This is a genomic window from Micromonospora sp. M42 (assembly GCF_000568915.1).
Lineage (GTDB): Bacteria > Actinomycetota > Actinomycetes > Mycobacteriales > Micromonosporaceae > Micromonospora > Micromonospora chalcea.
Genome location: NZ_KK037233.1, coordinates 6,504,163 through 6,516,538 on the forward strand (window position 1 = coordinate 6,504,163; position 12,376 = coordinate 6,516,538).

Sequence of the window (12,376 nt, forward strand, 5' to 3'; positions counted from 1 at the left end):
TAAGAACTTTTACCACTAACAGTTAACACTCTTTTCCGAAAGGCGCCCGCCGATGGTCGAGCACGAGGTGGAGACTTCCGCGGCGACCGCGGTGGTCGATGCCGGTCCGGCCGACCGGCTGGGCGCCGACGGTGTGCTGGCCCGGGTCCGGGCCGGCGCGGGGGAGTTGACCGGCGCGCTGCGCCGGGTCGCCGAGCACGTGCTCAGCGACCCAGAGGCGGCGGCCCGGGCCACCATCGTCGAACTGGCCGAGCGCAGCGGCACGTCACCGGCGACCATCACCCGGTTCTGCCGGGCGATGGGCTTCGAGGGGTACGCCGACCTGCGGCTCGGCATCGCCGCCGAGACCGGACGGGCCCGTTCCGCCGGCTGGACCGTCGACATCGGACGCGAGATCCAGCCTGGCGACCCGCTGTCCCGGGTGCTCGACCAGATCATGGCCGCCGACACGCGGGCCATGCACGACACCGCCGCGCTGCTGGACCTGGCCGAGGTGGAACGCGCCGCGGTCGCCATCGCCGGGGCCAGCCGGGTGAACATCTTCGGGGCCAGCGGCAGCGCGCTGGTCGGCGAGGAGATGCAGTTCAGCCTGCACCGCATCGGGGTCGCGGCGTGGGCCTGGAACGACGTGCACGAGGGGCTGGCCAGTGCCGCGCTGCTGGGCGCCGGGGACGTCGCGCTCGGCATCTCGCACACCGGGCAGACCCGGGAGACGATCGAGCTGCTCGCCGAGGCGGGCAGCCGCGGCGCGACCACAGTCGCGCTGACCGGCTTCCCCCGCTCGCCGCTGGCCGAGCTGGCCGACATCGTGCTGGTCACCGCCAGTCAGGCGACCACGTTCCGGCCGGACGCGCTCTCCGCCCGGCATCCCCAGCTCGTCGTGCTCGACCTGCTCTACATCGCGGTGGCGCAGCGTACCCACGACCGCGCCCACGCGGCCTTCCGGCGTACCGCCCAGGCCGTCGACGGGCACAAGGCCGCGAAGGGGTCCCTCTCATGATCAGTGCCCAACGGTACGCCGACGCGGTCCGCCCGGTGCTCGACCGGCTGGTCGACACCCAGGCGGTCGCGGTCGACCGGGCGGCCGACCTGATCGCCTCCGGCCTGCGCGCCGGCGGCGTCCTCCAGGCGTTCGGCGCCGGTCACTCCGAGGCGTTCGCCGCCGAACTGGTCGCCCGGGCCGGCGGCCTGGTCCCCGCCAACCGGCTCTCCCTGCACGACCTCGTGCTGCACGGCGACGCGCCCCGCGACGTGCTCGCCGATCCGAAACTGGAACGCGACCCGGCCGTGGCGCACCAGCTCTACGCGCTGGCGGCGCCGCAGCCGGAGGACGTGTTCGTGGTCGCCTCGCAGTCCGGCATCAACGGCTCGGTGGTCGAGCTGGCGACGCTCGTCAAGCGCGGCGGCCACCAGCTGATCGCTGTCACCTCGGTCGAGCACACCGCCCGGGTAGCTCCTCGGCACCCGTCCGGGCACCGGCTCGCCGACCTCGCCGACGTCGTGCTGGACAACGGCGCGCCGTACGGCGACGCACTGCTGCCGCTCGAGGGCGGCGGCGCGGTCTGTGCGGTCTCCTCGGTCACCGCGGCGCTGCTGGCGCAGCTGCTGACCGCCGAGGTCGTACGACGGTTCCACCAGGCCGGAGAGGTACCCCCTGTCTACCTCTCCGCCAACGTCCCCGGTGGGGACGAGCACAACCTCGCCCTCGAGTCGCGGTACGCCGGGCGCCTCCGGCGGACCGCCTGACCCAACACCACAAGGAGAGACAAGATGTCGGTTACTCCCGAGAAGTTCGGCGACGTCAGCCGTCGGACCCTGCTGCAGCGTGCCGCGGCGGCCGGTCTGCTGGCCGTACCGGCGGCGGGTCTGCTGAGCGCGTGCGCCGGCAGCGAGCCGAGCAAGTCCGACGGCGGCGGCGCGGCCAAGAGCAAGGACAACCCGTTCGGCGTCAAGGACGGCAGCGCGGTCAAGGTGGTGGTCTTCAACGGCGGCCTGGGCGACCAGTGGGCCAAGGAAGACAAGGTCATCTTCAACGCCAAGCACCCGAACATCACGGTCAACATGTCTTCCACCCAGAAGATCAAGACCGAAGAGCAGCCCAAGATGGCGACGCAGCCGAGCGACCTGGTGATGAACTCGGGCGCCGACATGATGGACCGCAGCACGCTGATCAACGAGGGCGCGATCGAGCCGCTGGACGACCTGCTCACCGCGCCGGCCTGGGACAGCGAGGGGACCGTCGCCGACAGCCTGCTGCCCGGCACGGTCGCCGACGGTACGCAGAACGGCAAGTTCTACGTCGTCAACGTGGCGTACACGGTCTGGGGCAACTGGTACAACGCCGCCCTGTTCAAGAAGGAGGGCTGGACGGCGCCGACCACCTGGGACGAGTTCTTCGCGCTCGCGCCGAAGATCAAGGCCAAGGGCATGGCGCCGTACGTGCACGACGCGGTGCACGGCTACTACCCGCGCTGGGCGCTGTTCGCCAGCATCTGGAAGGCGGTCGGCAAGCAGGCAGTCGTCGACATCGACAACCTGAAGGACGGCGCCTGGAAGGCCGACGGCATCGTCGCGGCGCTGGAGCCGTGGGAGAAGCTGGTCAAGGACAAGCTGCTGCTGCCGGGCAAGCTCGACCACACCCAGTCGCAGCAGGCGTTCCTGGACGGCAAGGCGGCCTTCATCCAGGTCGGCACCTGGCTGAAGAACGAGATGGCCGCGACCATCCCGCCGGGCTTCGAGATGACCATCTCCGACTACTGGAGCAAGAGCGGGGACAAGGCCGCCAAGGACGTCTTCGCCTCCTCCGGCGAGGGGTTCGTGGTGCCGAGCAAGGCGCCGAACAAGGAGGCCGCGAAGGAGTTCCTGCGGGCCATCCTCTCCAAGGCCGGCTCGGCGAAGTTCGCCGAGCTGACCAAGTCGCTGGCCTCCACCAAGGGCTCCGGCGACAACGTCCAGGACACCGCGCTGGCGTCGGCGAACTCGCTGATGAAGAACGGCAGCTCGGACCTGATCTCGGTGAAGTTCCCGGACTTCTACGCCGACCTGGACAAGGAGAGCCAGAACCTCTCCGAGGAGCTCATGGCCGGCCGCCTGACCGCGCAGCAGTTCGTCGACAAGATGCAGGCGGCCGCCGACAAGGTCGCCAAGGACTCGTCGATCAAGAAGCAGACCCGCACCGCCTGATCACCGCGAGGAAGTGAGTCCAATGCGGCACGGAGTCGCGCGTTTCGTCACGGGCTTCCTGGCCCTGCCCGTCGCGCTGTACCTGTTCTACGTGGTGTGGCCGTTCGCCCAGGCGGCGGGATACTCGCTGACCGACTGGGGCGGGTACTCCGATTCCCAGCGCTTCGTCGGGCTGGACAACTACGTCCGGCTGTTCTCCGACGAGCTGATCCGGAAGGCGTTCTGGCACAACGTGTTCTTCCTGGTCACCGTGCCGCTGTTCACGATCGCGCTGGCCCTGTTCCTCGCGTTCCTGCTCAACGTGGGCGGACGCGAGGACAGGGCCGGCATCCGCGGAGTCTTCGGCTCCGGGATCTACAAGGTCATCTTCTTCTTCCCGCAGGTGCTGTCGCTGGTGGTCATCGCCGTCATGTGGCAGCAGATCTACCGCACCGACGGGCAGGGTCTGATCAACGGCCTGCTCATCAAGATCGGGCTGGTCGACGCGGACAACCCGATCGCCTTCACCGCCGACCCGGAGCCGTTCCTCGGCGTGCCGGCGGTGCTCTGGTGGCTGCTGTTCATCGCGGTGTGGAGCGGCGCCGGCTTCTACATGGTGCTGTTCTCCGCCGCGATGCAGTCGATCCCGAAGGACATCTACGAGGCCGCCATCCTCGACGGCGCCGGCCGGTTCCACACGTTCTTCAAGGTGACGCTGCCGCTGCTGCGGGACAGCATCTCGGTCGCCTGGGTCTATCTGGGTTTCATCGCGCTGGACATGTACGCGCTGGTCTTCGTCATGACGCCGAGCCAGGGCGGACCGAACCACGCCAGCGAGATCTTCGCCTCGGTGATCCAGTTCAACGCCTTCCAGAAGGGCCAGTTCGGTTACGCCTGCGCGATCGCCGTCGCGCTGGCCATCTTCACCATCCTGCTGGCCGCGCTCCAGCTGAGGATCACCCGCCGTGAGCGGATCGAGTTCTGAGGAGGTCTGGACGATGAGTACGGTGACGCACCCCTCCGGTCCGGCCCGGTCCGACACGGCGCCGCCGGCCCGCCCACCCGCGGCCCGGCGGGACGTCGGCAACGGCTTCGGCGGCCGGATCTTCAACGGCTTCTCGCACCTGTTCCTCGCGGTCTGGGCGATCATGGTGGTCTACCCGCTGCTGTGGGTGGTGATGTCGGCGCTCAAGACCGACTCCGAGGTGATCCGCGAACCGCTGTCGCTGATCCCCGACGCGCTGCAGTGGGACAACTTCGCCCGGGCCTGGACCGCCGGGATCGACAGCTTCTTCCTGAACACGCTGCTCGTGCTCGTGTTCAGCGTGACGCTGACGATGCTGCTCGGCTCGATGGCCGCGTACGCGCTGGCGCGCTACGAGTTCCGCGGCAACCGGCTGATCTACTGGATGTTCCTGTCCGGGCTGACGCTGCCGATCTACCTGGCCGCGGTGCCGCTGTTCAAGGGCGTCTACAACACCGGGGTGAGCCTCCCGCTGCTCGGCCCGAACAAGCACCTCATGCTGATCCTGGTCTACGTGGCCTGGTCGCTGTCGTTCACGATCTTCTTCATGCACTCGTTCTTCCGGACGCTGCCCGACTCGATCGCCGAGGCGGCCCAGGTCGACGGGGCGTCGCACACCCGTACGTTCTTCAGCGTGATGCTGCCGATGGCCAAGCCGGGCCTGATCAGCATCGGCATCTTCAACGTGCTCGGCCAGTGGAACCAGTGGTACCTGCCGACGCTGCTCATGCAGTCGGTCTCCGGCGAGCCGAAGAACCAGGTGATCGCCCAGGGGCTGATCGAGCTGTCGGTCAACCAGGGCTACAAGTCGGACTGGAGCGGACTCTTCGCCGGTGTCACCATGGCGATGCTGCCGGTGCTGATCGTGTACATCGTCTTCCAGCGCCAGGTGCAGTCCGGCCTCACCGCCGGCGTCGGCAAGTAACCCGCCGGACGTAAGGAAGGGCCCCTTATTAACGCTCAGCGTTAATAAGGGGCCCTTCCTCTACCGCAGGCGTTAAGTGAGTGTTTGAGATTCCGGCTCAGGTGTGGGTTGCCTGGGCCGGTTTCGTGTGTCGGGCCAGGCGGGTGACCATGACGTGGATCATGGCCCAGGTGACGAAGGCGGCGTGGCTTGTGGGTAGGTGTTCGTAGTCGCGGACGCAGCGGCGTTTCTTGCTGATCCAGGCGAAGGTGCGTTCGACGACCCAGCGGCGGGGCAGCACGACGAAGGTGTGTTGTCCGGGGAGTTTGTGGACCAGGTGCACGGTGAGGTCGAGGGCGTGGCGGGCCCAGGTGCTCAGGGTGCCGATGTAGCCGCCGTCTGCCCAGAGCAGGCGTAGGCGGGGGTGGAACAGCCGGGTGCGCCAGAGCAGGTCACGGGCGATGGTGCGGTCGTTGACGTGCGCGCCGGTGATCATGACGGCCAGGAGTAGGCCCATGGTGTCCACGACGATGTGGCGTTTACGGCCGTTGACCTTCTTCGCGACGTCGAAACCGCGGCTGTGTCGGGGCACGGTGTCCGCGGCGCGCACCGACTGAGAATCGATCGCTCCGGCGCTGGGATGCGCGTGCCGTCCGGCGGCGGTACGGCACTGCTCCCGCAACCGGTCGTGCAGACGCATCAACGTGTGGTCATCGCGCCATCGAGCGAACCACCAGTACACCGTCCCCGGGGGCGGGAACTCCCGCGGCAGGGCCCGCCACGGACAACCGGTGCAGGCCACATACAGGATCGCCGTGACGATTGCCCGCATCGGATGCGACGGCGGCCGCCCCCGCCGACCGACCGACACCGGCGTGACCAGCGGCGCGATCAACGCCCACTGCGCATCGGTCAGATCACTGGGATACCGCCGCCGCACCGCCCGTTCCCCTTCCCGCCGCACCCGCTGCGACGGATAACGGCGGGGCGACGCGGACGGCGTGACAGTGATCGGGTACAACGTCATCAGAAGGCCCTCGGCATGGAAACGGTTGGCTCGACACCACCGGACCTACCGAGGGCCTTCCCTCACCTCAACCCGACACGCCGCCGCACCCCAAATCTCAAACACTCACTAAGAGGGGGCCCTTCCTTACACGCGGAGCGTGTCGGGGGGAGGGGGCAGAATGCGTCCGTGCTGATGGCGGTGGTGGCGGACGAGCGGGGCGGCGGCGTGCTGCAACCGCTGCACGCCGACGGCACCCCGGCCGGCCCGACCGAGGAGGTCACCGACCTGGCCGCCGCGGTGGCCGCCCGCGAGGCCGCCGGGCACCCCCGCTGGCTCTGGGCCGCCTGGGCGGGCGTCTACCCGGCGCTGCTGCGTGCCGGGGTCCCGGCTCGACCGCTGCCACGACGTCGAGCTGACCGAGGCGCTGCTGCTCGGGCACGCCGGCCGTTGGGGCGAGCCCCGCGCGCTGCCGGCCGCCTGGGCCCGGCTGACCGGCGCGCCGGTACCGCCGGACCCGGCGCCCCGCCCGCCCGAGCCGCCGGGCCACGCCCAGGCCGCGCTCTTCGAGCCGCCGCCGTCGGGCCCGCCCGGTCCGGGCATCACGGCGTTGACCCGGGTGTACGCCGACCAGCTCGCCCGGATCGCCGCGACCACCCATCCCGGCCGGTTCCGGCTGCTGGTGGCCGCCGAGTCGGCGGGCGCGCTGGTCGCCGCCGAGATGGGCGCGGCCGGTCTGCCGTGGCGCGTCGACGTGCACGACGCGATCCTGGCCGACCTGCTCGGTGAGGCGTCACCGGTGGGCGGGCCGCCGCGTCGGCTGGCCGAGTTGCAGGCCCGGATCGCCGACGCGTTCGGCGTACGCCAGGTGCACGCCGACTCGCCGGCGGAGCTGTTGCGGGCGTTCGCCCGCGCGGGCGTGGACCTGCCGAACACGCGGGCCTGGGTGCTGCGCGGGGTGGAGCATCCGGCGGCGCCGCTGGTCCTGGAGTACAAGGAGCTGTACCGGATCTGGACGGCGCACGGCTGGGCCTGGCGCGACGCCTGGGTCGCCGGCGGCCGGTTCCACCCGGAGTACGTGCCGGGCGGCGTGGTCTCCGGCCGGTGGGCGACCCGGGGCGGTGGGGCGTTGCAGATCCCGAAGGTGATCCGGCAGGCAGTGGTGGCGGACCCGGGCTGGACGTTCGTGGTCGCCGACGCGGGCCAGCTCGAACCGCGCGTGCTCGCGGCGGTCTCCGGTGACGAGCGGCTCGCCGCGGCGGGTGGGGCCGGTGACCTGTATGCCGCGCTGGCCCGGGACGCGTTCGCCGGTGACCGGGCGAAGGCCAAGGTGGCCCTGCTCGGGGCGATGTACGGGCAGACCGGCGGCGCGGCGGTGCCGGCGCTGGCGGTGCTGCGGAAGAACTATCCGACCGCGTTCGGCTACGTGGAGGCGGCGGCGCGCACCGGTGAGGCGGGTGGGCTGGTCCGGTCCTGGCTGGGGCGTACCTGCCCGCCGGGGTCGGCGGGGTTCGCCGAGGGTGAGGAGGCGCTGCCCGACGGCGAGGCCGACCCGCACAGTCCGTCGGCGCGGGCGGCCCGGTCGCGTGGTCGTTTCACCCGTAATTTCGTCATCCAGGCGACTGCCGCCGAGTGGGCCTCCACGCTGCTGGCGACGCTGCGCACCGAGCTGGCGGGCACGGAGGCGGAGCTGGTGTTCTTCCAGCACGACGAGGTGGTGGTGCACTGCCCGGCCGGGCGGGCGGCGGCGGTCGCGGAGGCGGTCACCGCGGCCGGCGCGCGGGCCACGCGGTTGCTGTTCGGCGACACTCCGGTCCGGTTCCCGCTCGACACGTCCACTGTCGACTGCTACGCAGACGCGGCATAGTCACGCAAATTTCCGTTTTGCCCCGCTACCCGCATCCGGTCGTGCTCGTTGGGCCCGGTGTGCGTACGACGGGACGGACCGGGCGGCTGTGCCCGGTCCGTCCCCTGATCGAGGGGGCACCGCTGAACCGGATCGCTGCAATGATCATCGCCGCCGGAGGCGGCCGCCGCATCGGCGGACCCGAAGCGCTGCTGCACCAGGGCGAGAAGCCGCTGGTCAGCCAGATGATCGACACGATGGCCGAGGCGGGCTGCGCACAGGTCGTGGTCGTCCTGGGCGCGGCGGCCGAGCAGGTGCGTCAGACCACCGACCTGACCGGCGCCACGGTCGTGGTCAACCGCGCGTGGGGCACCGGCGTGGGCTCCTCGATCCGGGCCGGGCTCGCCGCGCTCACCGACGACGACATCGAGGCCGTCGTCGTGGTGCCGGTGGACATGCCCGGGCTCACCGCGGCGGCGGTCCGCCGGGTGACCGCGCTGCCGTACCCGGACGTGCTGGTCTGCGCCACCTATGACGGGCTGCGCGGTTACCCGATGCTGTTCGGCCGCCGCCACTGGTCCGGCATCGCCACGCTCGCCAGCGCCGACGTCGGTGCGCGGCCGTACCTGCTGGCGCACAAGGACCAGATCGTCGACATCGCCTGCGACTCGGTGGCCGACGGCAGCCGGATCGACAGTCCGGAACTGATGGCGCTGTACGGCCTGTCCATCCCCGAACAGCGCGTCGGCGCCTGAGGCGCGCCCGCCTGTCGGACCCGGGTGCCAGGATCGGACCGTGGCCTACGACGAGGACCTGGCGAACCGCGTACGCGAACGTCTCGGGGGTGAGCCCGGGATCACCGAGCGGCGCATGTTCGGCGGCCTGGCGATGATGCTGCGCGGCAACATGGCGGTGGTGGTGCGCGGCGCGGGCGGCCTGATGGTCCGGGTCGACCCGGCCGAGGCCGAGCGCGCGCTCGCCGAGCCCGGCGCCGAGGCGACAGTCATGCGGGGCTGGGTGATGCGCGGCTGGGTCACCGTGTCGCCCGCCGCCTGCGAGCGCGACGCCGACCTGGCCCGCTGGGTCGACCGGGGGGTCCGCTTCGCGCGTACGCTGCCGGCGAAGTAGCCCGCCGGATATCCGGGTGCGCGCCCGGCCCGGCCCGTCCTACGCTGCGGCCAGTCGGCAGCGGGGGATCGGAGACGACGGATGGCGGTTCACCTCTACGCGGTCAGCATGGACGCGGGCGACCCGCGGCGGCTCGCGCGGTTCTGGTCTGGGGTGCTCGGCCGGGAGATCCTCGACGACCCGGGCGAGGGCGTGGCGCTGGACGGCGACGCCCACAGCGACTTCCGCATCCGGTTCCTGCCCAGCGAGGCGCCCAAGATGGTGCAGAACCGCATCCACTTCGACCTGACCAGCGCGTCACCGCAGGCCCAGCGGGACACCGTCGACCGGGCGCTGACGCTGGGCGGGCGGCACATCGACATCGGCCAGGGCCCGGACGACGACCAGGTGGTGCTCGCCGACCCCGAGGGCAACGAGTTCTGCGTCATCGGGGCGGGGAACAGGTTCCTCGCCGGCTGCGGCCCGGTCGGCGCGGTCAACTGCGACGGCACCCGGGCGGCCGGCCTCTTCTGGAGCGAGGCGCTGGGCTGGCCGCTGGTCTGGGACCACGGCGAGGAGACCGCGATCCAGTCGCCGCGCGGGGGCGCGAAGGTCACCTGGAGCGGCCCGCCGCTGATGGACGCCGGCGGGCGGGACCGCGTACACCTGGATCTGGTCGCGGCCGGCGACCGGGACGCGGAGATCGACCGGCTGCTGGCGCTCGGCGCGACCCGGGCCGGTACGGGCCGGCACACCGTCGGCGACGTGGTGCTGGCCGACCCGGACGGCACCGAGTTCTGCCTGCTGACGCCCCGCTGAGGCGGGTGCGGCCCGGGGGACCGCACCCGCACCGGTCAGCGCAGCCGCAGGCTCGGCTCCAGCGTGACCTCGAACAGCCGGTCCCACGGCAGCTCGACCCGCACCGCCGTGACCCGGTCCAGCGTCGCGGTGAAGGTCTTACGTCCGCGTACCCCGAGCACCAGCTCGTGCCCGGCGAAGTGGTCGGCGAAGTACCGCTCGGTCAGCGGCACCAGCCGGTCGCGTACCCAGCCGTCGAAGTAGCGCTTCTGCTCGGCGGTCAGCGCCAGCGGATCCCAGCCCTGCGCGCGGGCGTGCGCGTACGCCTCGACCTGCACCACGTTCTTCCACGGGTCGTCCTTGACGAACCGGTAGAGCAGGTACTCGGCGTGCGCCTGGGCCGGCCCGCGCAGCTCCGGCACGCCGAAGCCGCTGCCGGACGAACGCAGGTACGCCCACCGCGCGGTGCCGTGCGCGAGCGCCAGCCCGAGCGCGTTGCCGCCGGTGTTCCACCCCGAGTACGACAGCAGCGCCGGCAGGTCCAGATGGGCCTCCATCCGGGACACCAGGTCGTGGTCGCCCTTGTTGACGATCAGCGGGTCCACCACGATCACCTGGGTGCCGGCGGCCAGCAGCTCACCGATGCGGCCGACGAACGCGTCCAGGTCGGCGGCCCGCTGCCCGGCCGCCGCCGACGGGGTGTTCACCGCGAGGACGATGTCCGCGTCGCCGGTCACCACCCGGCCGCCCACCGAGGTGACGTGCCGGCGGATGTTCTCCGCGAACGGGATGCCCTCCAGCGCGGCGGTCCAGCCCTCGCCGGACACCCCGGCGTACTCCACCCGGTAGGTGGGCGCGGCGCCGGACGCGACGACGCGCGCGACGAGCAGCGCGTTGACCTCGTCGGCGCCGGGGAAGATCTCCACCCGGTCGCCGACGCCGAGCCGCGCCACCAGCGCCTCCAGCTCGACCCGCTCGGCGCGGGCCAGGCCGACCGGCGCGGTGTCGTCCTCGGAGAGCACCAGGTGGCTGATCGTCCCGTCCGCGACCCACTCCACCATCAGCCGGTTGACCTGGTGGTTGCGTGCCCGCGCGGCCAGGTAGTCCTCGACCACGGCGTCCGGGATGCGCGCCCGCACGGCGTCGAGCTGGCCCCGCAGCGCCTCCTGGCCCAGGTTGACCACCTGGTCGTACAGCTTTGCCCACTGGACCAGCAGGTCACGGTAGTTGTCCAGGTCGGTGCCGGTGCTGGTGATCGCGAGCCGCTGGATCGTGTCGTGCACCTCGATCACCGCGTCGGACCGGCGTGCGCGCAGCCGCCGGATCGCCTCCAGGTTGCGCAACGCGTCGGCCAGGGCCGGAGCGGCGGTACGCGAGGCGATCAGGCCCCCGTACGCCAGCATGCTCACCGAGATCACGTACCCGTCGACGCGGTCGGTGCCGTCGAGCCAGCGGGCGATGCCGGCGCCGTCACCGGGGGTGAAGAAACGGCCCAGCAGGTTCCGCGGCGGCAGCAGCACCTCGGCGTCGGCGCTCGCACCGGTCATCTCCGCGCAGTACGTGTTGACCGGCCGGTCGTCCAGCGGCACCAGCGCCACGCTGGGTCGCCGGCCGGCGGGCCGGGCGAACGCGGGGCCGCCGAGGGCGACGGTGGCCAGGCCGGCCGCGCCGGTGGCCGCAAGAAGGGTTCTTCTCTTCATCGATGCTCCCTTTTCTCCGGCGCGCTTGCCGCCCGGGGGGTGGCCGGTACCAGCCGGCGGGTGATCCACAGCGGTGAGGTGACGGCGTTGCCCATCACCACCGCGTGGGCGCCCGCCTCGAAGGCCCGGCTGATCTGCTCCGTGGTCCGGTAGCGCCCTTCGGCGATCACCGGCACGGGCAGCAGCGCGGCGAGTCGCGCCACGAGCCCGAGGTCGGGCCCGTCGATCGGTGGGCCGGCCGGCGTGTAGCCGGACAGCGTGGTGGCGACCGCGTCCGCGCCGGCCTCGACGGCGGCGACGCCCTCGGCCACCGTGGCGACGTCGGCCAGGACCAACGCGTCGCTCTGTTCGTGGACCGCGCGGACGGTGTCGGCGAAGGTCCGGCCGTCGGGCCGGGGACGGTCGGTGGCGTCCACCGCGACGACGTGCGACCCGGCCCGCGCCGCTTCGAGGGCGTGCCCGGCGGTCGGGGTGATGAACACGCCCTGCGTGCCGTGCTTGTACAACCCGATCACCGGCACGTCGACGGCGGCGCGTACGGCCCGCACGTCGTCGGGGCCGTTGACCCGGACCGCCACCGCGCCGCCACGGACCACTGCGGCCGCCACACGGGCCTGGACGTACGGGTCGCGCATCGGGTCGTCCGGGTCGTCGGGCAGGGGCTGGCAGGACACGACCAGCCCGCCGGCGAGTTCGTCCAGGACACTCACGTGCTTGTTCCTCCGTCGTGATGGGGCGGTGCGGTGGCGAGCCGGGCGGCGCCGACCACCACCGCGTCGGCGCCCAGCGCCGCCGGAAGCAGCGGCACGTGCGCCCAGCCGCCGGGTAG

11 protein-coding genes and 1 pseudogene are annotated in these 12,376 nt (G+C 71.8%); 9 read left to right on the forward strand and 3 right to left on the reverse strand.

Annotated features, from left to right (window positions below):
- Positions 1 to 52: 52 nt before the first annotated feature.
- The 5 genes from MCBG_RS30150 to MCBG_RS30170 are packed head-to-tail and all read left to right on the forward strand — an operon-like array spanning position 53 to position 5,111.
- The gene (locus MCBG_RS30150) at positions 53 to 1,000 is read left to right on the forward strand and encodes a MurR/RpiR family transcriptional regulator (protein WP_043329763.1); all 948 of its coding nucleotides are present in this window, start codon (positions 53 to 55) and stop codon (positions 998 to 1,000) included.
- Positions 997 to 1,746 (forward strand): sugar isomerase domain-containing protein, encoded by a 750-nt coding sequence (locus tag MCBG_RS30155; RefSeq protein ID WP_030500334.1) that lies wholly within the window; start codon positions 997 to 999, stop codon positions 1,744 to 1,746. The genes MCBG_RS30150 and MCBG_RS30155 overlap by 4 nt, the downstream gene beginning before the upstream one ends.
- A gap of 24 nt (positions 1,747 to 1,770) precedes the next feature.
- Positions 1,771 to 3,183 carry an N-acetylglucosamine/diacetylchitobiose ABC transporter substrate-binding protein gene (gene ngcE / locus MCBG_RS30160; RefSeq protein ID WP_043329765.1) on the forward strand — a complete coding sequence of 471 codons (1,413 nt, stop codon included), beginning with the start codon at positions 1,771 to 1,773 and terminating at the stop codon, positions 3,181 to 3,183.
- A 22-nt stretch (positions 3,184 to 3,205) separates the two neighbouring features.
- Entirely contained in the window at positions 3,206 to 4,147 is a 942-nt protein-coding gene (locus tag MCBG_RS30165) for a carbohydrate ABC transporter permease (RefSeq protein WP_043329767.1), read from the forward strand.
- A gap of 13 nt (positions 4,148 to 4,160) precedes the next feature.
- The gene (locus MCBG_RS30170) at positions 4,161 to 5,111 is read left to right on the forward strand and encodes a carbohydrate ABC transporter permease (RefSeq protein WP_043329769.1); all 951 of its coding nucleotides are present in this window, start codon (positions 4,161 to 4,163) and stop codon (positions 5,109 to 5,111) included.
- A gap of 97 nt (positions 5,112 to 5,208) precedes the next feature.
- Here MCBG_RS30170 and MCBG_RS30175 read toward each other — a convergent pair whose 3' ends face one another.
- Positions 5,209 to 6,117, reverse strand: coding sequence for an IS5 family transposase (locus tag MCBG_RS30175; RefSeq protein ID WP_198033326.1), 909 nt, complete (start codon positions 6,115 to 6,117; stop codon positions 5,209 to 5,211).
- A gap of 174 nt (positions 6,118 to 6,291) precedes the next feature.
- Here MCBG_RS30175 and MCBG_RS30180 point away from each other — a divergent pair.
- The 4 genes and pseudogenes from MCBG_RS30180 (at position 6,292) to MCBG_RS30195 (ending at position 9,868) form a co-directional block, all read left to right on the forward strand.
- Positions 6,292 to 7,963, forward strand: a pseudogene (locus MCBG_RS30180) (bifunctional 3'-5' exonuclease/DNA polymerase).
- Positions 7,964 to 8,103: 140 nt separating this feature from the next.
- The gene (locus MCBG_RS30185) at positions 8,104 to 8,697 is read left to right on the forward strand and encodes a nucleotidyltransferase family protein (RefSeq protein WP_030500339.1); all 594 of its coding nucleotides are present in this window, start codon (positions 8,104 to 8,106) and stop codon (positions 8,695 to 8,697) included.
- 40 nt (positions 8,698 to 8,737) lie between these two features.
- Entirely contained in the window at positions 8,738 to 9,070 is a 333-nt protein-coding gene (locus MCBG_RS30190; RefSeq protein ID WP_043329771.1) for a TfoX/Sxy family protein, read from the forward strand.
- A gap of 81 nt (positions 9,071 to 9,151) precedes the next feature.
- Positions 9,152 to 9,868: a VOC family protein gene (locus tag MCBG_RS30195; RefSeq protein WP_043329773.1), complete on the forward strand. Its 717-nt coding sequence runs from the start codon at positions 9,152 to 9,154 to the stop codon at positions 9,866 to 9,868.
- Between the two features lie 35 nt (positions 9,869 to 9,903).
- Here the strand turns inward: MCBG_RS30195 and MCBG_RS30200 are convergent, their stop codons facing one another.
- A complete protein-coding gene (locus MCBG_RS30200; RefSeq protein WP_043329775.1) occupies positions 9,904 to 11,547 on the reverse strand; it encodes a DUF4127 family protein in 1,644 nt (547 codons plus the stop codon).
- Complete coding sequence (locus MCBG_RS30205; RefSeq protein WP_043329777.1) at positions 11,544 to 12,257, reverse strand: N-acetylmannosamine-6-phosphate 2-epimerase; 714 nt, start codon at positions 12,255 to 12,257, stop codon at positions 11,544 to 11,546. The genes MCBG_RS30200 and MCBG_RS30205 overlap by 4 nt, the downstream gene beginning before the upstream one ends.
- Between the last annotated feature and the right edge of the window lie 119 nt (positions 12,258 to 12,376).

Bases quoted from the DNA above. Each gene is read 5' to 3' on its own strand.
- MCBG_RS30150 (WP_043329763.1), top strand. From the start codon at position 53: ATGGTCGAGCACGAGGTGGAGACTTCCGCGGCGACCGCGGTGGTCGAT.
- MCBG_RS30155 (WP_030500334.1), top strand. From the start codon at position 997: ATGATCAGTGCCCAACGGTACGCCGACGCGGTCCGCCCGGTGCTCGAC.
- ngcE (WP_043329765.1), top strand. From the start codon at position 1,771: ATGTCGGTTACTCCCGAGAAGTTCGGCGACGTCAGCCGTCGGACCCTG.
- MCBG_RS30165 (WP_043329767.1), top strand. From the start codon at position 3,206: ATGCGGCACGGAGTCGCGCGTTTCGTCACGGGCTTCCTGGCCCTGCCC.
- MCBG_RS30170 (WP_043329769.1), top strand. From the start codon at position 4,161: ATGAGTACGGTGACGCACCCCTCCGGTCCGGCCCGGTCCGACACGGCG.
- MCBG_RS30175 (WP_198033326.1), bottom strand. From the start codon at position 6,117: ATGACGTTGTACCCGATCACTGTCACGCCGTCCGCGTCGCCCCGCCGT.
- MCBG_RS30185 (WP_030500339.1), top strand. From the start codon at position 8,104: ATGATCATCGCCGCCGGAGGCGGCCGCCGCATCGGCGGACCCGAAGCG.
- MCBG_RS30195 (WP_043329773.1), top strand. From the start codon at position 9,152: ATGGCGGTTCACCTCTACGCGGTCAGCATGGACGCGGGCGACCCGCGG.
- MCBG_RS30200 (WP_043329775.1), bottom strand. From the start codon at position 11,547: ATGAAGAGAAGAACCCTTCTTGCGGCCACCGGCGCGGCCGGCCTGGCC.